Consider the following 22,424-nt stretch of genomic DNA (forward strand, 5'->3'; position numbering starts at 1 on the left):
ATCTCAATACCATGGAGTTGTAGATGAAGTCGCTACTGAGCATTGTTGTGATAATCCTGTCGCTGGCGCTATTAATTCCCGGGGTGACTCAACCCATTTTGACCATCCAAGGCTCCATCGAAAAGTCGGAGTTAGTTGAAGCCGGCGTGACCATGTTTACCGAAAGCTTATCTGAAGATAACCGCAGTAATGCCCGCAGTATGCTGGATATGGCGGTGAGTATGCTCGGCTTTGATAATATTGAAGGAGAGGTAGAGGTTTTTTATAAAACCCGCAGTATTGTTGATACCGTCAATGAGTTATATCAATCCAATAATATATTAGTTGCAGCATTAGTGGGTTTATTCAGTATCGTTTTTCCGGCGATTAAGTTACTGACTATGTTGATGGTCAATCTGCCAATATTTAAGCCGTTGCAATATGGATTAATGAGATTCATTGGTGCGATTGGAAAGTGGTCAATGGCAGATGTATTTGTGGTGGCGCTAATCATAGTTTATATGGCGGGCAATGCTTCTGCCGGTATGGGCGAACTATTGACAACCACTGCCCACTTTGAAATAGGCTTTTATTATTTTAGTGCTTATTGTGTGTTTTCAATTGCCAGTCATTGGTTAATGGCCAGTAGCGTTAACAAGCGTCATACCAGTAAACCGTCGCGTTAATTGTATAACATAGTAAAAATAGATATTGGCGGCTTACACTGACAGTTCCGATAATAACCTTTCATATTCAGAAAGGTTGTTATCTCATTATTATGTTTCGGCTGCTAAATTCAAAAATCATTAAAGCCTGCGCGATAGTTTGCCTGTGCATTATTGCCATTGTTGCCTCGGTGCAAACAACGGGTTTAACCCGCGCTGTGATTGAGCTACTAGCATTTAGTGGCCTGATTGCACTGGCGTTAGCTAAACCTGATATTCAGCAAGAACAGTCAGAGGTTATTAAGCAGCAGAATAACCAACAAGACCTTTAACAGCATTTCGCGCAGACATTGCCGCAACAGCTACTCAAGTTAATCTCCCGTCAATAAAATATACCCAAGTGATGTACTGCCAATCGCCAGCCATAATATGATCCCCAACATTAACGGTTTTGGCCCATTAGCGCGCATTTTACTGACCGTGATACCAGCGCCAATTAAAAACAAACACACAATAAGCAACTGCTTGGATACGCTAAACAGCACGTTATAAACGGGCTGGCCTTGTGGAATAAAGTAAGCAATAAGAATGGCTAAGCAATAAAAGCCAATAAAATACGGGATAGATATTTTTGATTTATCACCGTCAAAAATTATTGCACTCAATAACGCGATAGGAATGATCCAAAGCGCTCTAGCCAGTTTAATGGTAGTGGCGGTTTTAAGGGCTTCATCACCATAAGCAGAGGCGGCGCCAACCACAGATGAAGTATCGTGAATGGCAATCGCACTCCAAACACCAAAATCATATTGGCTAAGTGATAACGCATGGCCAATGGTGGGAAATAAAAATAATGCAGCAGAGTTGAGTAGGAAAATACATGCCAGTGAAACCGCAATTTGATCGTTCTTAGCATTAATAGCAGGCGCGACTGCGGCTATCGCGCTACCGCCACAAATCGCTGTGCCGCAACTGATTAAATGGCCCGTCTTAACTTCTAATTTCATTAATCGGGTTAAACCAATGCCGAGCATGAGTGTAAAAAAAATAGAGCCGACGATTAAGCCAAGATTATGACTACTGGCAGCAAGCGCTTCAGGTAAATTAATTCCAAAACCTAAACCAACAATTGAATAGGCTAATAACTTTTTAGTGAGCTTATTTAAGTCAATATGGCTTGGCACCATGCCAATACTGGCAAGGGTGAAACCCATTAGCAAGGCAACAGGAGAAGAGATAACAGGCGTTAAGCAAACTAAGCCAACAACAATAAATAGCCACAGTTTAAAGCGCGAAGAAAAAGCAGTTGTCATGAGGCTTTGATGATCTCTGAAATTAAATGTTGCAGCGGTTTATGGCGAACTCTTGTGACAGCCGTCACCAAGTCTGCCCGCAGCGTCGATGCTTGAGTGTAACAACTAGATTGCCATGGCACGATTAAATTGAACTGAAAGTTTTTAATTATGCTGCATTTCAACGGCTACCTGTTGTTAATCGCCGCTAAAATCACAGCTTTATTGTTCACGAGTATATTGACATTGCTTGATGGTCAAAATACTATTTATGACAAATAGTTTGATTGTCAAACAAAGGTGGCTTTTGAAATTTTTAAATCAACATCATCATCAATTTAGTTCGTTGCACAATACAGGTGAGAAGCGCACCTTGTATGTGTTGATCTTAACCGTTACCGCTATGGTGGTAGAAATTGTCGCCGGTACGATGTACGGTTCAATGGCATTACTAGCCGATGGTTGGCACATGGGCACACATGCTGCGGCGTTTTATATCACCTTATTTACTTATCGCTATGCTAGAAAACATGCTGGCAGTGATAAATTTTCCTTTGGTACTGGCAAGGTCAGTGTATTAGGTGGTTACACCAGTGCGATAGTGCTTGGGGTAGTGGCGTTATTGATGATGGCAGAGTCGATTCACCGTCTGTTTAACCCGCAAAATATTCAATTTAATGAAGCGATTATGGTGGCCTTTATTGGTTTGGCGGTAAATGTTGTCAGCATGTTCTTGCTTGGCGATCATCATCATGGCCATGATCATTCCCACGGGCATGCTCATTCCGATAGCCACTCACATCATCATTCACATCATCATTCACATCAGCACTCACATAACCATTCCCGCGATGAAACCGCGCAAGCAGAACATCAGCATGATCACCAACATAAGCCGCATCACGATCACAACTTAAGGGCGGCATATTTACATGTGTTAGCCGATGCATTGACCTCAGTACTGGCTATTGTGGCGCTTATTTTTGGTAAGTTTTATGGCTGGAACTGGCTTGATGCGGTAATGGGTATGGTGGGCGCTGTGGTGATTTGTAAGTGGACCTTAGGGCTATTAAAGCAAACTAGCCCAGTGTTACTGGATGAAAATATTGATCAGCATTATCGTCAGGCGATAACACAAGCATTACAGCCCTTTGCCAGCATCAAAGATATGCATATATGGAAAATCAGTGGCGATCATTACTCGGCGGCTATCATTCTTGAGTCTCATGTTGATAAAAGCATTGCTGAATACAAACAATTATTGGCGAATTTTGATAAAATTAATCATCTCACCCTTGAGGTTCATCCTGTTAAATAATGAAAAATCTACAAAACCTAAATCACTTACTAACTGAATTTTACGACAAGATGGCTTCTTGGGAGCAATCGGTGGTAAAGGAAACCGGCTATTCACTGGCGCAAACCCATACCATTGAAGTGTTGGGCAATCATGGTCCTTTACGCATGAAGGAGTTGGCGCAAAAGCTGGCGATAACCACTGGCACCTTAACTGTTCAGGTGGATAAATTAGTCCAAGCTCAGCTAATTGAACGCTGCGCTCACCCCGATGATAGACGTTCGATAGTGGTGGTGTTAACAGAAGCCGGGCAAGTGATTCATCGCCAGCATAATCAATTACATTTAGATTTAGTGGCTGACTTGAGCCGCAATATCGACCCAGAACATCTACAGGTTTTACAAAGCTGCTTAGCAAAGATGAACCAAGAGTTTTAGGGTTTACTTAACTCTGGCATAGCTCTAAACTCGGTGTGGCTTGAATCTGGCTTAAAGCTTGAGTTTAGTTTTAGTACAAATGCCAGAAATAAAAAAGTCCAAGCTGTATGAATACAGCTTGGACTTTTTTAATGGGCTATTTTTGCTATCTTAAGCGATATAGAGAGTAACAATTAACGCTGATGCATAGCGTAGTCACTGCCATCTTTGGCGGTAAACACTTTGCAGTTACCTTCAGTTGGTAAACAACGTGAATGCAGCATGCTTACCCATTGCTTGTAAGGTGTCGGTAAATTCTTAATCGGCAGTGCCACTTGAATATCTTCAATATGCGCTGGGTCGTTAGCACCCAGTTCACCGTTTCGGTCAAAGCTCACTTCAACATGGGTATCGTTATTTTTTAACACGATAGATGTTGGGTCGCTTTTATGACCAGTTAACGCCACAAATTGACAAGGATTTTGCAATCCACATTGGCTGCCATCTTTCATAAATGCTAGCAGATGAGTGTAGTAAATCACGTAGCTACTTACATCGGCATGAGTCCCGCTAGCCAATGGAAAGTTATTATCTAAAAATATTTTCGCGTTGGTGATTTTATCTGCATTAGTGCTGGTGGCCACAATTTGTTCTTCAATGAAGCTGTTAAGGTCGTGAGCGGCTGTGTTGTGGTTCATAGTAGTCATAATCATAACCTTATCCTCTTCGTTTGATGTCGGCACTTGCTGGTTGTTTTCAGCAATTAATGCCCTGCGTACTGGTTTAACATTTACTGGCTTAAACGGGTTTTGTTAAAACAAACACTGTTTCCCGATTGCTTAATTTGTAGTCTAGTGTATTTTTCACTACAATTTCACAATAAAAATTTTACACTGTGAATTTTACAAAATGCGCAATGATCAAAGCTTGATGAGAAAGTCACATTTCCTTGGCACTAAGATTCGTAATTTACGTAAACGCAATCACCTGACCATGGAAGATTTATCCGCTCGATGTATTCGAGTGGATTCCAGCTCGGCGCCGTCAGTGTCGTACCTTTCGATGATAGAGCGCGGTAAACGTGTCCCCAGTGCAGGAATGCTGGCCGTGATCGCAACCGTGTTTCAAAAAGATGTGGAATGGTTTTTAGATGACATGCCAGAAGAGCAGTCAATCACCCCTGAAAAAGGCCGTCATGGCGGTGTTAGCGGCATGCCGCTTGAGCCTAGTTTCTTGTTTTCAAATGATATATTGCAAATTGCCATTCCAGAAATGTTATCGCAAACAGGTACATCAGGCAGGCAATTTGCCCAGTTACTTATTCGCGCCCATCAAGAGCATCATCAAAATCACTTCCCAGATTTAGAACGAGCCGCTGAAGATATTGGTAAAAAACAACTGCCTCTAGCGGCTGAAGAAATGCTTAATATCGCTAAAAGTATGGGGCTTAAAATCAAGTGGATTGATGAAATCCCCACAGAAGTGATCGATGAAACTGGCGCAAGTTCAGCCCGATTAACCACCTCATTTTTTGAGCCGCCAGCGACGATTTATATTAATAAAGCCCTGAAAGCCAATGTACCGCGATTAAAATATGACTTGGCGGTGCATATTGGCCATTGTGTTTTACACAATAAAGATGGCCTTAAAAGTGTGATGACCTCAGGGCGTCGGGTAGAAATTGATGATGACAGCTCAATGCAATCAAATACCCTTAATGCTCAAGATATTTTGCATGCATGGCGTGATTTTGAATCGAGCTTTTTTGCTGGCGCTTTATTATGTCCCAAGGTGCCATTTAGACAATTACTCGACCGTCATGGCTATGAAATTGCGGTACATAAACAACTGCAAGTGTCAGCATCAGTGGCAATGCGCCGCATGACGGTAGTGTCACCTTATCCACACTGGCATTACTTTGATGCCTATGCGCCAGGAAAGCTAAAAGCGGTTTATCGTGGCAATGGTATTCCACTGCCGTGGGGCAATATGCGCATTGTTGAAGATCCATGTCATCACTGGGCAGTGTTTAGAAAAATTAATGAACCTAGCACTGATGGCACCTCGGCGCAGATCTCGATTTTAAATGTCGGTAACGAGCCGCGAATTTACTGTTGCGAATCAATCAAAGTTGATGATTCTGCAGGCAATCCACATGTGCTATGTGCGGGCATTGATCTCAACCCTGCCATTGAAGCCCAAGGCAAGGATGCAAAATCCATTACCGCCGATTTAAAGAAAGCCTGTGTTGATAATGGCGGTTTGGTGGCCATTCCAAAACACATCAAAGCTGATTTAACCAGTGTGGCTAAAATTCTGAATATCAATTGGATTGAGCGCGGCATAGACAATGATGCTCGGGTGATTTGCTCTCGCGGCGCCGTGTGTCCACGCCAGCCAAGCTGCTACGCTGCGGGTAAAGCCTTGTGTGAAGAAAGCTAGCGCTGTTGTTAATAGGCGTCAAATTCTCTGCAAAGGGCAATTTGACCGCTTTAGCTAGCACTTGCAGATTCACTTGAGTGATAAATCAATTAGGTGACTGTTTACAAATACTTTTGTTCTGATACTTTTGTTCTGATATTGTTGTTAATCTTGAATTTTGGAGAGTTAATAGCGTTTTAATGCAAAACGACTTTAAACCCTCATTTAACACCATCTATTCGCTATTTAGATGCTTGGTGTTTGCTGTAAAGGAATACAGTTATGCTCGAATTTTTATTAATCAATGCCAATACACCCTATGCGATAGCATTGACTTTAGTGCTGACCCTAGCTGTTTTAGAGGGAGTTGGCTTAGTCATTGGTTTCAGTATTTCCAGCCTGTTAGATCACATATCCCCAATCGATTTAGATTTTGATGCAGGCATTGATGTTGCTCAAACAGGGTTAACGCCGTTACTGGGTTGGCTTTGCCTTAATAAGTTGCCATTACTTATTTGGTTAGTGCTGTTGTTAACCAGCTTTACGCTCCTAGGCTACAGTTTAAATTTCTTGAGCTACGTTTATGCTGGCCACTTAACCTCCCCAATAATCAGTACGCCTATAGTGCTGATCGCGAGTCTTTTTAGTACCTCAATACTTGGGCGACCTTTGGCAAGAATTCTCCCTAAAAATGAGTCACTAGCGGTATCTACAGACAGTTTTAGTGGTCTGTCAGCCAAAATTACAGTCGGCACCGCCAAACTAAATAGTCCTGCAGAAGCGGTACTGGTAGATCAACATTCTCAGAAACATTATGTGATGGTGGCGCCAGAATTCGCAGAAGAAAGCTTTAGTCAAAATGAACAGGTCGTATTGCTACGTAAGTCTGGCAGTATTTGGCTAGTCGCTAGGCTTGAGCCGTTTTAAGCAATAAGTTTCAACACTGAAATATCAATAAGCTTCAAAAATTAAATCACGGATAGAACCATCATTTGTAATTATTAAAGGAATAGAAATGGACGCCCTAGAAATATCTTCAAGTTCAAATACCATGTTTATCTTAATCATGGCCGGTATAGCAGTCCTTGCTTTTATCACCATCGGATTAATCTTCGCTAAATTATACATTCGCGCCTCAAAAGAAATTGCCTTTGTACGTACCGGTTTTGGTGGCGAAAAAGTCGTAAAAGACGGCGGTACTATTTGCCTACCTGTGTTGCATGAAACCATTCCAGTCAATATGAATACCTTACGTATTGAAGTCGAGAAAACCCAAAAAGATGCGTTGATCACCAAAGACAGAATGCGAGTGGACGTTAAAGCAGATTTTTATTTGCGTGTGGCCCCAAGCCAAGAAGGCATTTCTATGGCAGCGCAAACGCTGGGTACAAGAACCATGCGTGTGGAAGAGCTTAAGAAGCTAATGGAGTCAAAGTTCGTTGATGTATTACGCGCTGTTGCTGCTGAAATGACCATGACCGAAATGCATGAACAACGAACTGACTTTGTGCAAAAAGTACAACAAAGTGTTGCTAATGATCTAGAGAAAAATGGTTTAGAACTGGAGTCAGTATCACTAACAGGATTTGACCAAACTGACCTGCAATTCTTTAATGAAAATAATGCCTTTGATGCTGAAGGTCGCGCAAGACTGGCTAAAATCATTGAAGAAAAACGTAAAGAAACCAATGATATTGAACAAGAAAACCGCGTAAAAATCCAGCGCAGAAACTTAGAAGCTGAGCGCCAATCTCTAGAAATTAAGAAAGAAGAAGAGGAAGCACGTCTAAACCAAGAGCAAATAATTGCTTTTAAACGTGCGGATCAAAAAGCTGAAATTGCCAAAACCCGTGAGAGTAATGAGCGTGAAGAGCGTGAAGCTGAAATTGCAAAAGAACAAGCCATTGAAGCCGCTGAAATTGAGAAATCAAAAGACATTGAAACTCGTCAAATTGATAAGAAAAGGGCTCTTGCTCAGGCGCAAATTCAACAACAGCGCGACATTGAAGTGTCTGAACAAGATAAGCAAATTGCTGTCGCAGTGAAGTCAGAAGAAGAGTCAGCAGCAAGAACCAAAGCTGCAGGTGCTGAAAAAGACAAAGTGGAAAAAGAAGAAGCGGTTATTACTGCAAGACAGGTTGCTGAAGCAAACCGTCGTAAAGAAATTGAAGTGATTGACGCTAAGAAAGAAGCTGAGCGAGAAGCTGTCGGGGTGACAGTTCAAGCTGCGGCAGAGAAACAAGCTGCTGAAGATAGAGCCATTGCGATATTAACTGAAGCAAGAGCAGATTCAGATTCAAAGAAACTGCGAGCAGAAGCAGATGAAAAAGTGTTTGCTGTAGAAGCTGCTGGTAAACAAGCTTTGTATGAAGCTGAAAACACCTTGAAAGATGAGCAAATTGAGCTGCAAAAAGCCCTCGCGATATTAAAAGTGCTGCCTGAAATCGTGGCTAATGCCGTTAAACCTTTAGAAAATATAGATGGTATTAAGATTCTTCAAGGCTACCATGGTGCTGGGCCTGGTAACGATGCTAGCGTAGCAACAGGAACGTCAGGTATGGCGGAGCAAATTACCTCGGCAGCGCTTAATTATCGTGCCAATGCACCACTGGTAGACTCAATGCTGCAAGAGCTTGGGTTGGTAGACTCAAAATCTGGCACGTTAAATGACTTAGTGAGTGGTGAAAACTTCTTAACTGATACAACTCGCAGCGCAATTAAGCAAAGTAATATGCCTCCAGTAACAGCAAATGGTAGTAAAAATTCAGAGGCTTTAGCGCCGAAGGCTAATTAACTGTACTAGCTCAGACTTGGGCTAGCATCTAAACCTAAAAAAGAGGATTAATAATCCTCTTTTTTGTTTTCTCTTGAGTATATTGAACACTGAAATTACAGCAAATTATTTAGCTTCCAGCTTTGCCAGCTTCTAAAATTGGCATTCCCGCTTCGGTAGGAATATAAATCCGCTCGCCACTGCCGTCTTGTAAGCCTTTTATCCAGATATAACGTAAGTAAGCTTCATTATCTTTTAATGATTCACCAATGATCTTGTTGGCTTCTGCTGCAGCCTTGGCAAGTTCGATATCAGCTGCGCCCTCAGATTTTGCTCGAACAATTAGCGCCTTACCTTCTGCTTCGGCAAGTGTGACTCTCGCTTTAGCTTGCATTAAAGCTGCTTGTTCTCTGGCTTTGGATTCTTCAATAAGGATCTGTTTTGACCATTGGGCTTCTTTTAACGCTGCCTGTCCATTGAGTTCCATTTTGTAGACGTTGTATTTTGGCCAAGCCCACAAGGCTAAGATCAATATGATGACCCCTGTGAAGGTCATAAATACTAGAGTTCCTAATGCGATAGCTTGTTTATTCTGGTACATGTTCTATGTGTCCTTACTTTTATTATTGTTATGAAGAGTAATCAACTGGCAACTGAGCCGTACTCATCTAAAATAGCTTTTTATATTATTCCATTATAATTCAGTATTTTGTTGGTAGTTAGCTTAGCGTAATAGATAATAGAAAGTGAAGATCTACCGCAAATTTTGTTTGGGATGAGCTTGTTGTAATAGTCTGGTTTGTGAGCGTTTTATTTAACTGTTAATTTTTGAGCTGGCTAACGTTTCATGGTGGCATAGAGCGTAGAGTTAACTGATTAGGAATAAAACCATTATTAGAGCTTAACAAAGTAAAAGGTTTCCGCTACGAAATATATAATTAGCAGCTACAATTAAATTTAATAACACGTATGTTATGCGGAATAAAAATAAATTTAAAGGACTAAATTTTATCAATAATATAGCAAGAATTACCGCACTTTTTGTTTGTTTTCTTATCTCACTTGCCGTTGGTACGGTAAGTGCTAGCCCTTATGTTACGTTAGATGAACGCGATAAAATTGAAATTGTTGAGGAAAATCTCTGGTATAAAACTTCGCCCCTGATTTCAGATCCTCGATTTACCGATCTAGTGCTCTTATATGCCGATGCCAAGCAAGTGACTTCTACCTTGGGAGGAAACGGGGCTTTTGTGGCAAGGATACCACTAGCCAATAGTCGTGATATTCAGCACACTCGGTTTGTGAATTTATATACAAATTACTTAGACATAGGGACTGCATATTGGCAGTCAGAGCAAGGTGAAGTTGTTGCTTTAGCAAGCTTTGGGCAAATAACTGGTACAAACCCTAAATTAGCTCATTCACAAACCTTCTCACTGATGTTGAGTCAACAAGAGCGTGGTGTACTGTGGATTTTTATACAAGCCAAAAAATTCGCCACACCGGTAGACGTTAATATTTATAGTAAAGCGGCTTTCTATAACAAACAATTTATTACCAATAGCATTAATACTATGGCTTTCTCGGTGATGATTACACTCGCTTTAATTGCATGTTTTATCTATTTCAGAACCCGATATTTAGTGACCTTAGCCTGCGCCGGATATGTTGGTTTTCATGGTTTAGGTTGGCTTGTTGCCTCTGGAAGTTTCGGGCAGCTGTTTAGTGTCAGCGCTTTTAACCCTGTTTATATTGGCATCATGATATTTCCGTTTGCTATCGCTTCTGCAAGTCAATTTACTAAGCTACTGTTTAATTGCCCTCAGGAGCATAGTAAATTCGCAAAGCTATTTAATTTATTATCAATAGTCAGCGTTACTCTTGGCTTATTGATGCCTTTTCTATCCTTTAATAACAGCTTCTTAATATCCCATATTATTGCAGCTGTATGGATCCCAATAAGTATCGGGACAGGCATCTTTATGCTCACCACTTTGGATTTTAAAGCCAAATATTATTTAATAGGTAACCTGTTATATGGCTTGTCTCTGTTTGCTTATGTTTTATCTCATGCCCTAAAACTTGATTGGAATATCTCTACAGAATTGATTGTGCAAGTTGCATTAACAATTGATTGTATTTGTATTTTGTTATCATTGACTGAATGGTTGCAAATAAAACAGAAGGACTATCATCGCAGTTATACTATTTCTCGGATAGACCCATTAACAAAAATAGGCAATCGCTATGCTCAAAATGAAAAGCTCGCCAAGCTAACTGGGGGCTATTGTCTAACATTTATTGATCTTGATGGTTTTAAAGAGATTAACGATACATTTGGCCATGATGAAGGCGATAAATTATTAATTTCCACAGTCAATCTTATTCAACAAAAACTTCAAGGTTTGGGAACTATTTTCAGATCTGGAGGTGATGAGTTTATTTTGGTGGCTGAAATTACAAATCTTCAACAAACAGCTTCAGTGATTTCGCAATTGTCAGTAGCACTGCTCAAAACAGAGCAGGAATTACAGCGAACTAGGTGGAAGAATATAGGTTTAAGTTTTGGTATTGCCACAAGCTTTGAAACAGCAAATCAATCAGAGTGCTTATCACTAGCGGATCAACGAATGTATAAACACAAACAGGAAAAGAAAAAAGATAAGCCACTAATACCCAACATTACTATTAGCCAGTGCTAGTATCGTTAATGCAGAATCTAGCGACAAAATCTTAGTGGTCATTAGGCTTAAACATTGAGTCCAATAATGACATAAACCACAGCGCTAATTGCTGCTGCAATAGCGGCTTAGTTTCTGTATCGAATGGGCAATCATCTTTAAAGTGTTCAATTAAGGCGTGTATTTGTAGCTCATGCCACTCGGGATGAAACTGCAGCCCTAATTGACGCTGGTGGCGAAAGGCTTGCTGGTGACATAGTACTGAACTGGCTTCAATACTGACTTGTTTCATAGGCTTGTTTTCTTGGGCTTGCTGATTAAAATCAAACCCATAAAAATGCCATTGAGGCACCATTAGTGTTTCAGAGACTAATCCGTTTGATAACAGCTTAACCTCATGCCAGCCGAGTTCGGGCTGTTCTAATTTATACAGGCTGGCTCCCAGGGCTGTGGCTAATAGTTGCGCGCCTAAGCAAATGGCTAAAATCGGCATATCAATGTCGATAGCATCCTTTATTAATTCAAGCTCGGCCTGCATCCATGCCGGGTTATTTGCCACATCCGTAGGCCCGCCTAAAATAATTAGCCCATCAAAATTAGTTAACTTAGGCAGCGCGCCTAAAGGCGCCATAAAACAGGTTAGCTGATGGCCGTGACTGTCACACCAATCTTGAATACGCCCCGGGCCTTCAGCGCTGTGGTGTTTGATCGCCGCTAGTGATAATGCGGCCATTACTGTAACTCGCCAGTCTCAAGATAGACTTCAATAACATCACCTTGTTGTAATTGTGGCTGATTTGTTTGCTCATTAAGCGCTGCAATAATCTCAGTGACAGATGGATGCATTGAGCTCGTTGCTACAGTGATTTGAGATATATCAGATAAGTCATGGCTGGTTACCCGCAATAAATGGTCGGCTTCAGGCCTACTTTCTAAGCGTTTAATTAAAAACTGGTTGGGGCTAGTGGGGCTTGCAGCAATATTAAGATAATCAGTAATGCTGGATTTTGGTTGGCCTTGTTGCATATCTAAGGTCGAAAACAACATGATTTTATCAATCATAATGGCTTGCTCGAAGAATTGACTGACACCACCACGTTCAAAGTGGCCTTCAACCACGTCAATGGTTAACTGAGGTAACGCATTATCGATGGTGGGTTTTAGCGTCATCAAATCAAATGGCTGCGGCACAATAGTCCATAGTTGTTGCGGCTGGGTTGCCTGCTGTTGCAGCCGTTTTTTTACTGCGTTATCAACTTGAATGTCGACAAAGTGAAACTGCATGATCATCTGCACGTTGTGGGGTTGGTGGTACATGGGTAAGTGTGAGGCAAACAGGCCATCTTCACCGCCAAATAACGTCATACCGTGGATGCCATAATGGGATGATGGTTGCTCAGTAGCTTGTGCTGGATTGAATAGACTGACTAATAGCGTAATGATGGCGAGAATAAAATGAGGTTTGAACATCTTGGGCTCCTATCTGTGTTTATCAGATGGGGCCGTCCCCTTATGGTATCAATTGTGGCTTGTGCGCAATTGCTGAGGTCGTCCTCAAAGACAATGTTACCTAAAAACAATTAGTATTAACAGCTTAGTTACAAGCTGCCCAGTTCAGTACGCTGTGAAATAAAGGTTATGTTTTTTGGAACTCATTCCAAAATGATTTACTCATTACATTTTTCCTGAAAACTCTACCTACAATTGATTAGTGACATAAAAGTAACCACTTTCGACATAATTTAACATTGGTTCCCATTTTGGAATCGATTCCAGTTCTATTATATCGGTGTCAATCAAAACAAAAGGGTGATGACCGATGACTAAAATAGACTTATTGGGACGCCGTAAATTTATCACGGGTTTAGGCGTAGCAGCTGGCGCGGCAATGGTTGCTCCTGCGATGGCAGTATCAGAAAAAGCTGCAGGTGTTAAGTGGGATGAAGAATTTGAAATTGTGATTATTGGTTCGGGCTTTGCCGGATTAGCAGCAGCAATCGAAGCGAAAAAGCTTGGCGCCAAAGATGTGCATATTTTTGAAAAGATGTCCTACTTTGGTGGTAACTCCGCCATTAATGGCGGCCTGTTTGCTGCGCCGGGAACGCCAATGCAGCAACAAGAAGGCGTTGACGATTCAGTTGAGCGCATGGTGGCCGATCAAATGAAAGCAGGTCGTGGTATTGCAGATGAAGCCTTGTTACGTCATGTAGCAGAGCATGCTGTTGAAGCACTGCAAATGACCTTAGATGCAGGTTCTGAATATCATCCGTATTTACAACAACTTGGTGGTCACTCAGTAGCTCGTACTTATCAAACAACCGTAAGTTGCGGCGCGGGGATCACTCAGCCATTACTTAAAAAATGCCGCGAGTTAGGTGTTAACACCCACAACCGTTCGAAGTTTGAAGGCTTCTTAGTCGGTGAAAAAGGTGAAGTATTAGGCGTTAAAATGCGTCAAAACTATCACTTTGAAGAAGACCAACCAGGCAAAGTGATTAATGTGAGAGCGAAACGTGGGGTGATCATGGCCACTGGTGGTTTTGCTCAAAATGTTAATTTACGTATGGCGCAAGATCCAACACTTACTGCTGAAGTGGGTTGTACCAACGCACCCGGCGCAACAGGTGAAGGCATGTACGAAATGTTCCGCTTAGGCGCGGTGCCAGTTCATTTAGCTCATATTCAATCTGGCCCATGGGCATCTCCTGATGAAGGGGGTTTTGGCTATGTGTCTAACTACTCAATTTATAATTTCCCACATTCAATGGCGGTAAACCGCTTAACCGGTAAGCGTTTCATGAATGAAATTGCGGACCGTAAAACACGCGCCGATGCTGAGTTAAGTTGTCGTGACGAGCAAGGTAATCCATATCCTCCATTGCTGATCACCAGCTATAAGGATTCTAAAAAGCATCCAAATACCAAGAAGGTGATTAAGTATAACGTCGGTTGGAAGTTTGAGTCGGTTGATGAATTAGCGACCCATTTCAATGTGCCACTTAAAGCACTCAAAGCGCAGATTAAAGAATATAATCAATATGTTAAATCTGGTGAGGATAAGCAGTTTGGTAAGAACATGACCAAGGCTGCTGGTAAGTACATTGAAGCACCATTTACCGTGGTGCGTTTATGGCCAAAAGTGCATTACTGCCAAGGTGGAGTGCAAATTACTACTAAAGCTGAAGTGAAAGACAGTTTCACAGGACAAGCGATAACAGGTTTATTTGCTGCAGGTGAAGTGTGTGGTGGGATCCATGGGGTCAGCCGTTTAGGAAGTTGTTCGATACCTGAATGTATGGTGATGGGTATGACTGCCGCTCGTAGCATGATGAATGCTTAACATAGCAAGTAAACAAGAGGAATTATTGATGAAAACATTAAAGATTATGCTTGCACTGGCTATGCTTAGTTTCGCCAGCTTATCAGCTCAAGCAGTAGAAATACGTGACTACCATAAAGACGTTATCGGTAAAGATTGTAAAGCGTGCCATGACCAAGGCATGAAGCAATATCCATCTGATGAATCGTGTTTAGCGTGCCACAATGTAGATGATTTAGCTGAACAAACTGCTCGCAGTGAAGAAGATAAGTGGCAAAACCCGCATAACAATCTGCACTATGGTAAAGAGCTACCTTGCCAAGAGTGTCACAGCGAGCATAAAGCGAAAAAGCCACTGTGCAGTAATTGTCACACCTTTGAGTACGGCAAGCATAAAGAATAAGCTTACAGCTTAGTGTTATCCCCAAACAAAAGGAGCGTTTATCGCTCCTTTTTTATGTTTTTATTTCGGTAGCAGGTGTTTAAAAAGACGTTTTAAGAGAGGGTTAAACCTTTGCAGATGCCAGTGATACCACATTGGCTTTGATCAAGTTGACTAATTGCTCCGTGACAGGGCTTTGAGTTTCTGGATTAACGTACACCGACTCATTAAATACCGGCAATGGCGGCAAACCATGCTCAATAGGATCCAATATTTGCATCTTATCGTTAATGCGAAATTCAGCAATAGGGGCAATGGCTAAGTCATTTTCCACCGCCATGCACAGCGCATTAGGTGAGGGTGAAGACAGCAATACATTGATTGGTCGCATCGATAATTGATGATTAGCAAAAACTTGCGCTCGAATTGGGCAGTTTTCAGGATACAGCGCCATTGGAATGGTACTGTGCAAATGGGCATTGCCATTTTTAGCTGCGACCCAATGAAATTGGCGTTCAAATAACAACTCACCATTAACGGGAGCCTGCCAGTGGGTGGCCACAATCACATCAAATTCACCCTGTTGCAGCCGCTTATATAAGTTGCCGCTAACATCGGTATCGATCACTAATTCAATGCGGGTAAATTCACGAATAAATTCTAATAAACAACTATTTAAATAACGTTTAATGTAATCAGTTGGGACGCCAAAGCGAATAGTTTGTTTGTTGGAATTATCTTTAAGTTCATCCAATATTTGTGAATTGAGTTGGATCATCTTATAGGCGTAATTAAGTAGGGTTTCACCGGATTCAGTCAGTGACACCCCTTTGTTATCTCTAAGTAGCAAAGTTTGACCGACACTTTCTTCAAGCTTTTTGATTTGTAGGCTTAAAGCTGATTGGGTGCGGCAAATTTTTTCTGCAGCTTTAGATAAATTGCCACACTCGGCAACCGCAATAAAACTTTCTAACAATTCAACTTTTAACATTGGCTATTACAATTGTTCATAGTGGTATTAGTATTACTCAGTATAGGGTTTCCTTAAAGCTTGTTATTGTTTGAATGTGAAGTTGAAACAATAAATTTACATAAAGTATACCGAGGTCAGGATGAGCAGTTGGGATCAGCGGGGAGACTATTTAGTTGAGGTTTCTCAAAGGTGCTTAAAAGGACATAAAATCTTTGATTTATGCCGTTCTCACTTGGTGAAAGCAAGTCAAATATCCAAAGGGACAATCTACAATCACTTCACCACTGAGGCTGATTTGATAGTGGCAGTTGGCTGTGCCCAGTTCGAGCAGTGGTTAGCGCAAATTGAGTCAGATACAGCAATGTACCCCGATCCCTATCAACGTTTTATTTTCCATCACTGCCAGCGTTTGTTTAGTATTTTATCTGAGCAACATTTTGTCATTGAGCGGGTTCTGCCCAATGAAACTCTACTGAATAATTGCAGCGATTATTATCGTCAACGTTATGAGAAATTGACCGCTGAGTCTTATCGCTGGAATGAAAATACCATACGTGAAATAGGTGAAGTGGCAGGCTTTGACCGGGTTGAGTTGGTGATGAATTACTTACGCGGCGCAGTAATTAATATCGATGATGGCCATAAGCAGCATGACGATCCTAAGTTATATCATCAATTTAGTTATGCGTTAACGCAATTGCTAGGTCACTCAGCAAAACGTATCCCCACAGAAAAAGATTTTAAAAGCTGGCTGAAAACCAAAGTGCATACTGCACATTAAGCTGTCAAAAATAAGCGATTTTGATTTTGTAGTTAAAAAAAGCGATAAAAAAGCGAGAAATGACTTCTCGCTTTGCTTTAAATCATTATTGAACGATGACTTATCTCATGGTAACAAACTCTTCAGCACCAGTTGGATGAATCGCTACCACGGCGTCAAAGTCAGCTTTAGTTGCGCCCATTTTCATGGCTACGCCGAAACCTTGTAAGATTTCATCCATACCAAAACCGATACCGTGAATCCCCACAACCACTTCCGTGTCGCCAGCGCAAATCAGCTTCATTTTACAAGCTTGACGATGGGCGGTAACCGCTGTGTACATAGAGGTAAAGCCTGAGCTGTATACCTTAACGTTGGCTTCACCATATTGCTCAATAGCTTCTGGTTCAGTTAAGCCCATAGTGCCAATTGGCGGGTGGCTGAATACCACGGTAGGAATAACCGAGTAATCCATTTTGGCATCTGTCATGCCGTTAAATAGACGCTCTGATAATAAGCGCCCAGCTTTAACTGCAACTGGCGTCAGTTCAACACCGCCTTCCATGATGTCACCAACACAATAAATACCTTTTGCGGTGGTATTCTGCTGTGCATCGGTAACCACGTAACCTTTAGGATTTAGGGTGACATCAGTATTTTCTAGACCAATGTTGCCAGTTGATGGGCTGCGACCAATGGCCCAAATTAAGCAATCAATCGTGAGTGACTCACCGTTTTCAAGCTCTAACGTTAAGCTGCCATCAGTATTTTTAGTCACTGATTTTGGAATACTATGAGTGTGAAGTTTAGGGCCATCAGTTGCCATTGCTTCAACTAAGGTTTCAATTAAAATAGGGTCGAAATTACGTAGCGGGGCGTGTTTGCGCACTAATAAATGGGTTTCGCTGCCAAGGGCGTGTAATACACCGGCAACTTCTACCGCAATGTAACCAGCACCAACAACAGCAACGCGTTTAGGTTGTTCACGTAAAGCAAAGAAACCGTCAGAGTCAATACCGTATTCAGCACCAGGAATGTTAGGAATAGTCGGCGCGCCGCCAGTGGCAATAGTAATATGGTCAGCGGTGTATTGCTCGCCGTTCACTTCAATAGTGTTACTGTTAATGAAGCGACCGTAACCATTTACTAAGGTGACTTTATTGTTAGCAAAGCCGCGCCCATAGGCATCGTGAATACGGCTAATATATGCTTCGCGATTATCAACTAAGGTATTCCAGTCAAACTTATTTACCGTAACATCAAAACCATAATCTTTTGCATATAGGTTCATGGCTTCAGCGACATGAGCACCGTACCACATGACTTTTTTAGGTACACAACCCACATTTACACAGGTACCGCCAACATGCTTGGCTTCAATTACTAATACCTTGGCGCCGCGCTGTGCGGCACGGTTTGCTGAAGCGATACCGCCACTACCTGCGCCTAGGCAGATATAGTCAAAATGTTGAGCCATGTTAACCCTCTCTAATTGTATTTTTACAGCTTGTTATTTGGAGGTTTTTACCTCGAACAAGTGGTTTCTTAGGATAAGAATATTTCATTTGCAGCCATTGTAGGGCGGAATTCAGCCACAAGCTAGTCTCCTAGGCCGCTTAAGTCGGGAATTGGTTTTACGGTGGCTAAAAAGTTTTTATGGTTTGTTTAGCGCCGATACTGACATTGGGAGTATTGCTCTTGGCTTGGGCCTGAGGTTGAGCATTGCAAGCAATCCCACTCAGTTTGTCGATGAGATAGCTCAGTTTCAACATGTTCTGAGTAGTGCCTTTTTAATTGCACCCTCAGTTGTTTAATCCGATTACCTAGCCAGCGACAACTGGGGTCGTTAGCGGTCTTTTTTGCTAGTCTGAGCGGTTTATTTTTGCTGGTGGCTTTTTTATTGTTTGCGGTGCTTGTATCACGCTTTACTGCTTGCTGAGTAGACGACGGTTCTAGCAGCATCTCATCAGCAGAATAGTCCAGCGCTGATTGTGTGGCGGGTAGCTCGATTGCTTGACCTTGATGATCAAGTACCACATTCATCGGCAATGACTTCATTGATAGTGATGCTTGGTTGGGTTGCTTGTTCTCGCTGGCCGGTTTACTGACTAATTGCTCAAATTCGTTGGCCTGAGGTGAGTCAATGGTCATAAATAATGGCGCTATTTGGCTAATTATAAACACAAAAATAAGCGGGAAAATCCCTTTCAATATGGTCATAAGCATTCCTTTGCTTCAAGTGAGTCATGGTTCACCCGCTTAGCTTAGAATATGCGGTAGACTTTCGCCATAAATCTATGGCGTTTTTTACGCTATTTTTATAAAGGTTTAGAAACTAAAGGTTTAGAAACTAAAGCTTAAATTAACCCCTGCATAAGTTTGATCTAAACTGCCCGTGACGCCTTCATTGCGGGCTTGCTGCTTAATATCTTCCATTGCAATCGAGTGACTAACATGGGCGCTAATAGCAATTTCTGAGCTGATTTCATAACCCGCTTCAACTCCGAACTGAAAATGATTGGCACCATCGTTGTCTTGGCTGGCATAGCGAAAATCAAATCCTTGAGTCACATAGGGCGTAACAGAGAAACGTTCACTGATTTGCCAGGGGCTATGTAAACTCAGTTCAACAAAATAACCACTGGCCTCGGTGGCAAAGGTATAAGCCAGTGAAGGAATTAGCCAAGGCACGCCGACGTAGGCAATTTCAGCAAATAATTCATTATCATTAGCGCGCTCATCACCATAAAACTCAAGCCGTTGGTAGCCGATTAAGGTTTCTAAGTCATCATGGAGCTGCAAACTATATTCAACACCAAAGTTCCATTCAGTGTAATGAACACTGTCACCACGGCCAACAACTGCATAAGTGGTTAGATTGCCCGTTTCTATGGCAGCGCCAGCCCAATAGATGCCGCCATCTTCAAGGTTATTACGCCCTTCTGAGATGTATTTTGAGTCCCAACCTAAATCAACTGCGACAGCAACATCACTGGCATTCGCTGCTGACATAAAAGGGGAAATACTCAATAGGGATACAGCTAACAATGACAATGTTGGTTTCATATTTAGTATCAGACTCAAAAGGAATTAATTTTTAATGAGAATACATTAACTTTCTCAAATAAAAATGATAACGAGTACGATTTGTGATCAACTTGTCGAATATTTGTTTATAAAAGTGGCTGACTGAGGTTGAGATCTTATTCACAGTTATTGTGTTGGCTTTCAGTTAGTGAGTGATAATTGCGCTGCTGGCATTTAGTTAATGCACTTAGGGGTTAACAATGGTTGGTCACTATGATGCTTTTATCCTGCTTATGATGATTGCTTACCCTTGAAATTCGCCACTTTAACCCCTATTAACAATGAAGGTGATATTGAATCGACTTCCCGAGGAATCAAAGATGAGCAACCCATTGCTAAGTGACACTGAACTGCCGCAGTTTTCGAAAATCAAAGCGGAGCATATCCAGCCAGCAGTTGAGCAGGCTATTGCAACTTGTCGAAGTAAAATTGAACAAGTGCTAAGCAATAACTCTGTTTACACTTGGGAAAACTTAATTGCCCCCCTTGAAGAAGTGGACGATCAATTAAGCAAAATTTGGTCGCCAGTATCACACATGAACTCAGTGGTTAGCACTGATGAATGGCGCGAAGCGCACGATGCATGCTTACCGTTATTATCTGAATATGGCACTTTTGTGGGTCAGCACCAAGGGTTATACCAAGCTTATAAATCATTGCAACAATCTGACGGTTTTGCAAAGCTTACTACCCCGCAGCAAACCTTACTGACCCATAGTTTACGTGACTTTGAGTTATCGGGTATTGGCTTAAATGATGAGCAAAAACTGCGCTATGGCGAAATAGTAAAACGCCTATCAGAGCTTACCAGTAATTTTTCAAATCAACTGCTTGATGCAACCCAAGCATGGACTAAGCTGATTACCGATGACACTGAATTAGCGGGTTTACCTGATTCAGCTATTGCGGCAGCTAAAGCAATGGCAGAGGCCAAAGAGCTACAAGGCTGGTTATTTACGCTAGACTTCCCTTCATATTTACCGGTAATGACCTACAGCGAAAATCGTCAATTACGTGAAGAATGCTATCGCGCATTTGTCACCCGCGCATCGGATCAAGGCCCCAATGCAGGCGAATTTGATAACAGTGCCAATATGGACGAAATCTTGTCGTTGCGTCATGAGTTAGCCCAGCTATTGGGTTTTGACAGCTATGCTGATAAATCTTTAGCAACTAAAATGGCCAATGATCCTAGTCAAGTATTGTCATTTTTAAATGAATTAGCCCTACGCTCAAAAGATCAAGCCAAAGCTGAACTTGCTGAGTTAAAAGCTTTCGCTAAAGAGCATTATGATGTGACTGAAATGGCATCGTGGGACTTAAGTTTCTACGCAGAAAAATTACAGCACCACAAGTACGAAGTTTCTCAAGAACTACTACGTCCATATTTTCCTGAAAACACAGTGCTATCAGGCTTGTTCTACACAGTGTCACGCCTGTTTGGCTTAACCATTGAAGAGCAACATGAGTTTGATAAGTGGCATGATGATGTGCGTTTCTTCCACATTTATGATGCTGATAAAGTCCATCGTGGCAGTTTCTACCTAGATTTATACGCTCGCAGCGGCAAACGCGGCGGCGCTTGGATGGATGACTGTCGTGGTCGCCGCGTTACATCCACAGGTTTGCAAAAGCCTGTGGCCTATTTAACCTGTAACTTTAATGGCCCAGTAGACGGTAAACCTGCTTTATTCACCCATGATGAAGTGACCACCTTATTCCATGAATTTGGTCATGGTATTCACCATATGCTGACTCAAATTGAAGTGGGCGGCGTATCAGGAATCGATGGTGTGCCTTGGGATGCGGTAGAGCTGCCAAGTCAGTTTATGGAAAACTGGTGCTGGCAAGAAGAGGCATTAGCGAAAATTTCAGGTCATTTTGAAACCGGCGAGCCATTACCAAAAGCTTTATTGGATAAAATGCTGGCAGCAAAGAACTTTCAATCTGGGATGATGATGTTACGCCAACTTGAGTTCTCATTGTTTGATTTTAGAATGCACCATGAGTTTGATGCAGCTAAAGGCGCTGACATTCAGGGGATTTTAGATGAAGTTCGTAGCCAAGTTGCAGTGAATGTTCCACCTGCATTTAATCGTTTTCAACATGGTTTTGCGCACATTTTTGCTGGTGGTTATGCCGCGGGTTACTACAGCTATAAATGGGCTGAAGTATTATCGGCAGATGCGTTTTCTCGTTTTGAAGACGAAGGTATTTTTAACCCTGAAACCGGTAAAAGCTTCTTAAATAACATCTTAGAAATGGGTGGCAGTGAAGAGCCAATGACCTTATTTGTACGCTTTATGGGTCGTGAACCTAATACCGATGCACTATTGCGTCACTCAGGTATTAACGCCTAGTGAGTTAAGCTTTCGAGAG

21 protein-coding genes are annotated in these 22,424 nt (G+C 41.9%); 12 read left to right on the forward strand and 9 right to left on the reverse strand.

The genetic code is table 11. From position 1 onward, the window contains the following. The first annotated feature begins 23 nt into the window (after positions 1–23). A complete protein-coding gene (locus Q4546_RS05550) occupies positions 24–665 on the forward strand; it encodes a paraquat-inducible protein A (protein WP_102520420.1) in 642 nt (213 codons plus the stop codon). 92 nt (positions 666–757) lie between these two features. After that, a complete protein-coding gene (locus Q4546_RS05555; RefSeq protein ID WP_102439350.1) occupies positions 758–976 on the forward strand; it encodes a hypothetical protein in 219 nt (72 codons plus the stop codon). Positions 977–1,015: 39 nt separating this feature from the next. Here the strand turns inward: Q4546_RS05555 and Q4546_RS05560 are convergent, their stop codons facing one another. Next, complete coding sequence (locus tag Q4546_RS05560) at positions 1,016–1,957, reverse strand: YeiH family protein (RefSeq protein WP_102475981.1); 942 nt, start codon at positions 1,955–1,957, stop codon at positions 1,016–1,018. 286 nt (positions 1,958–2,243) lie between these two features. Here Q4546_RS05560 and dmeF point away from each other — a divergent pair, with 286 nt between their 5' ends. Together dmeF and Q4546_RS05570 are read left to right on the forward strand one after the other, a co-directional pair. Next, the gene (gene dmeF, locus Q4546_RS05565) at positions 2,244–3,254 is read left to right on the forward strand and encodes a CDF family Co(II)/Ni(II) efflux transporter DmeF (protein ID WP_303445853.1); all 1,011 of its coding nucleotides are present in this window, start codon (positions 2,244–2,246) and stop codon (positions 3,252–3,254) included. Continuing rightward, entirely contained in the window at positions 3,254–3,670 is a 417-nt protein-coding gene (locus Q4546_RS05570) for a MarR family winged helix-turn-helix transcriptional regulator (protein ID WP_102439355.1), read from the forward strand. The genes dmeF and Q4546_RS05570 overlap by 1 nt, the downstream gene beginning before the upstream one ends. 173 nt (positions 3,671–3,843) lie before the next feature. On the opposite strand, the gene Q4546_RS05575 is transcribed toward Q4546_RS05570, so the two are convergent. Next, positions 3,844–4,356 carry a malate synthase gene (locus Q4546_RS05575; protein ID WP_241901072.1) on the reverse strand — a complete coding sequence of 171 codons (513 nt, stop codon included), beginning with the start codon at positions 4,354–4,356 and terminating at the stop codon, positions 3,844–3,846. A 202-nt stretch (positions 4,357–4,558) separates the two neighbouring features. Between Q4546_RS05575 and Q4546_RS05580 the strand changes: the two genes are divergently transcribed. The 3 genes from Q4546_RS05580 to Q4546_RS05590 all read left to right on the forward strand — a co-directional run bounded on the left by Q4546_RS05580 (position 4,559) and on the right by Q4546_RS05590 (position 8,864). Continuing rightward, a complete protein-coding gene (locus tag Q4546_RS05580; RefSeq protein WP_102475979.1) occupies positions 4,559–6,091 on the forward strand; it encodes a DUF3612 domain-containing protein in 1,533 nt (510 codons plus the stop codon). A 261-nt stretch (positions 6,092–6,352) separates the two neighbouring features. Then, positions 6,353–6,997 (forward strand): OB-fold-containig protein, encoded by a 645-nt coding sequence (locus Q4546_RS05585; protein WP_102475978.1) that lies wholly within the window; start codon positions 6,353–6,355, stop codon positions 6,995–6,997. 88 nt (positions 6,998–7,085) lie between these two features. Then, positions 7,086–8,864 (forward strand): flotillin family protein, encoded by a 1,779-nt coding sequence (locus tag Q4546_RS05590; RefSeq protein ID WP_303445854.1) that lies wholly within the window; start codon positions 7,086–7,088, stop codon positions 8,862–8,864. Positions 8,865–8,973: 109 nt separating this feature from the next. On the opposite strand, the gene Q4546_RS05595 is transcribed toward Q4546_RS05590, so the two are convergent. Continuing rightward, entirely contained in the window at positions 8,974–9,444 is a 471-nt protein-coding gene (locus tag Q4546_RS05595) for a hypothetical protein (protein WP_102475976.1), read from the reverse strand. A 373-nt stretch (positions 9,445–9,817) separates the two neighbouring features. Here Q4546_RS05595 and Q4546_RS05600 point away from each other — a divergent pair, with 373 nt between their 5' ends. Beyond that, positions 9,818–11,545, forward strand: coding sequence for a diguanylate cyclase (locus Q4546_RS05600; RefSeq protein WP_303445855.1), 1,728 nt, complete (start codon positions 9,818–9,820; stop codon positions 11,543–11,545). A gap of 31 nt (positions 11,546–11,576) precedes the next feature. Here Q4546_RS05600 and Q4546_RS05605 read toward each other — a convergent pair whose 3' ends face one another. Both Q4546_RS05605 and Q4546_RS05610 read right to left on the reverse strand, forming a co-directional pair. Beyond that, entirely contained in the window at positions 11,577–12,257 is a 681-nt protein-coding gene (locus Q4546_RS05605) for a type 1 glutamine amidotransferase (protein WP_303445856.1), read from the reverse strand. Beyond that, the gene (locus Q4546_RS05610) at positions 12,257–12,994 is read right to left on the reverse strand and encodes a hypothetical protein (RefSeq protein WP_102520416.1); all 738 of its coding nucleotides are present in this window, start codon (positions 12,992–12,994) and stop codon (positions 12,257–12,259) included. The genes Q4546_RS05605 and Q4546_RS05610 overlap by 1 nt, the downstream gene beginning before the upstream one ends. 349 nt (positions 12,995–13,343) lie before the next feature. Between Q4546_RS05610 and Q4546_RS05615 the strand changes: the two genes are divergently transcribed. Next, on the forward strand, positions 13,344–14,864 hold the full coding sequence (locus Q4546_RS05615; protein WP_102439370.1) for a flavocytochrome c: 1,521 nt from the start codon (positions 13,344–13,346) through the stop codon (positions 14,862–14,864). Between the two features lie 28 nt (positions 14,865–14,892). Continuing rightward, entirely contained in the window at positions 14,893–15,246 is a 354-nt protein-coding gene (locus Q4546_RS05620) for a cytochrome c3 family protein (RefSeq protein ID WP_102530965.1), read from the forward strand. 103 nt (positions 15,247–15,349) lie between these two features. Here the strand turns inward: Q4546_RS05620 and Q4546_RS05625 are convergent, their stop codons facing one another. Continuing rightward, positions 15,350–16,216: a LysR family transcriptional regulator gene (locus Q4546_RS05625; RefSeq protein ID WP_102439371.1), complete on the reverse strand. Its 867-nt coding sequence runs from the start codon at positions 16,214–16,216 to the stop codon at positions 15,350–15,352. Positions 16,217–16,337: 121 nt separating this feature from the next. Here Q4546_RS05625 and Q4546_RS05630 point away from each other — a divergent pair, with 121 nt between their 5' ends. Continuing rightward, on the forward strand, positions 16,338–16,979 hold the full coding sequence (locus tag Q4546_RS05630) for a TetR/AcrR family transcriptional regulator (protein ID WP_102439372.1): 642 nt from the start codon (positions 16,338–16,340) through the stop codon (positions 16,977–16,979). Positions 16,980–17,079: 100 nt separating this feature from the next. Here Q4546_RS05630 and gorA read toward each other — a convergent pair whose 3' ends face one another. From gorA to Q4546_RS05645, 3 genes are all read right to left on the reverse strand, one after another. Further along, a complete protein-coding gene (gene gorA, locus Q4546_RS05635; RefSeq protein ID WP_102439373.1) occupies positions 17,080–18,435 on the reverse strand; it encodes a glutathione-disulfide reductase in 1,356 nt (451 codons plus the stop codon). Between the two features lie 188 nt (positions 18,436–18,623). Then, positions 18,624–19,178, reverse strand: coding sequence for a hypothetical protein (locus Q4546_RS05640; protein WP_303445858.1), 555 nt, complete (start codon positions 19,176–19,178; stop codon positions 18,624–18,626). 123 nt (positions 19,179–19,301) lie between these two features. Further along, positions 19,302–20,024 carry a hypothetical protein gene (locus Q4546_RS05645; RefSeq protein ID WP_102439375.1) on the reverse strand — a complete coding sequence of 241 codons (723 nt, stop codon included), beginning with the start codon at positions 20,022–20,024 and terminating at the stop codon, positions 19,302–19,304. Positions 20,025–20,365: 341 nt separating this feature from the next. On the opposite strand from Q4546_RS05645, the gene prlC reads away from it, so the two are divergent. After that, positions 20,366–22,405: an oligopeptidase A gene (gene prlC, locus Q4546_RS05650; RefSeq protein WP_303445859.1), complete on the forward strand. Its 2,040-nt coding sequence runs from the start codon at positions 20,366–20,368 to the stop codon at positions 22,403–22,405. The last annotated feature ends 19 nt before the right edge of the window (positions 22,406–22,424 follow it).

The sequence above is a fragment of the Shewanella sp. 4_MG-2023 genome (assembly GCF_030548015.1).
GTDB lineage: Bacteria > Pseudomonadota > Gammaproteobacteria > Enterobacterales > Shewanellaceae > Shewanella.

What these genes read in the sequence shown, in the direction of transcription:
- Q4546_RS05550 (WP_102520420.1), top strand. Translation starts at nt 24, where the DNA reads ATGAAGTCGCTACTGAGCATTGTTGTGATAATCCTGTCGCTGGCGCTA.
- Q4546_RS05555 (WP_102439350.1), top strand. Translation starts at nt 758, where the DNA reads ATGTTTCGGCTGCTAAATTCAAAAATCATTAAAGCCTGCGCGATAGTT.
- Q4546_RS05560 (WP_102475981.1), bottom strand. Translation starts at nt 1,957, where the DNA reads ATGACAACTGCTTTTTCTTCGCGCTTTAAACTGTGGCTATTTATTGTT.
- Q4546_RS05570 (WP_102439355.1), top strand. Translation starts at nt 3,254, where the DNA reads ATGAAAAATCTACAAAACCTAAATCACTTACTAACTGAATTTTACGAC.
- Q4546_RS05575 (WP_241901072.1), bottom strand. Translation starts at nt 4,356, where the DNA reads ATGACTACTATGAACCACAACACAGCCGCTCACGACCTTAACAGCTTC.
- Q4546_RS05580 (WP_102475979.1), top strand. Translation starts at nt 4,559, where the DNA reads ATGCGCAATGATCAAAGCTTGATGAGAAAGTCACATTTCCTTGGCACT.
- Q4546_RS05585 (WP_102475978.1), top strand. Translation starts at nt 6,353, where the DNA reads ATGCTCGAATTTTTATTAATCAATGCCAATACACCCTATGCGATAGCA.
- Q4546_RS05590 (WP_303445854.1), top strand. Translation starts at nt 7,086, where the DNA reads ATGGACGCCCTAGAAATATCTTCAAGTTCAAATACCATGTTTATCTTA.
- Q4546_RS05595 (WP_102475976.1), bottom strand. Translation starts at nt 9,444, where the DNA reads ATGTACCAGAATAAACAAGCTATCGCATTAGGAACTCTAGTATTTATG.
- Q4546_RS05600 (WP_303445855.1), top strand. Translation starts at nt 9,818, where the DNA reads ATGCGGAATAAAAATAAATTTAAAGGACTAAATTTTATCAATAATATA.
- Q4546_RS05605 (WP_303445856.1), bottom strand. Translation starts at nt 12,257, where the DNA reads ATGGCCGCATTATCACTAGCGGCGATCAAACACCACAGCGCTGAAGGC.
- Q4546_RS05610 (WP_102520416.1), bottom strand. Translation starts at nt 12,994, where the DNA reads ATGTTCAAACCTCATTTTATTCTCGCCATCATTACGCTATTAGTCAGT.
- Q4546_RS05615 (WP_102439370.1), top strand. Translation starts at nt 13,344, where the DNA reads ATGACTAAAATAGACTTATTGGGACGCCGTAAATTTATCACGGGTTTA.
- Q4546_RS05620 (WP_102530965.1), top strand. Translation starts at nt 14,893, where the DNA reads ATGAAAACATTAAAGATTATGCTTGCACTGGCTATGCTTAGTTTCGCC.
- Q4546_RS05625 (WP_102439371.1), bottom strand. Translation starts at nt 16,216, where the DNA reads ATGTTAAAAGTTGAATTGTTAGAAAGTTTTATTGCGGTTGCCGAGTGT.
- Q4546_RS05630 (WP_102439372.1), top strand. Translation starts at nt 16,338, where the DNA reads ATGAGCAGTTGGGATCAGCGGGGAGACTATTTAGTTGAGGTTTCTCAA.
- gorA (WP_102439373.1), bottom strand. Translation starts at nt 18,435, where the DNA reads ATGGCTCAACATTTTGACTATATCTGCCTAGGCGCAGGTAGTGGCGGT.
- Q4546_RS05640 (WP_303445858.1), bottom strand. Translation starts at nt 19,178, where the DNA reads ATGACCATATTGAAAGGGATTTTCCCGCTTATTTTTGTGTTTATAATT.
- Q4546_RS05645 (WP_102439375.1), bottom strand. Translation starts at nt 20,024, where the DNA reads ATGAAACCAACATTGTCATTGTTAGCTGTATCCCTATTGAGTATTTCC.
- prlC (WP_303445859.1), top strand. Translation starts at nt 20,366, where the DNA reads ATGAGCAACCCATTGCTAAGTGACACTGAACTGCCGCAGTTTTCGAAA.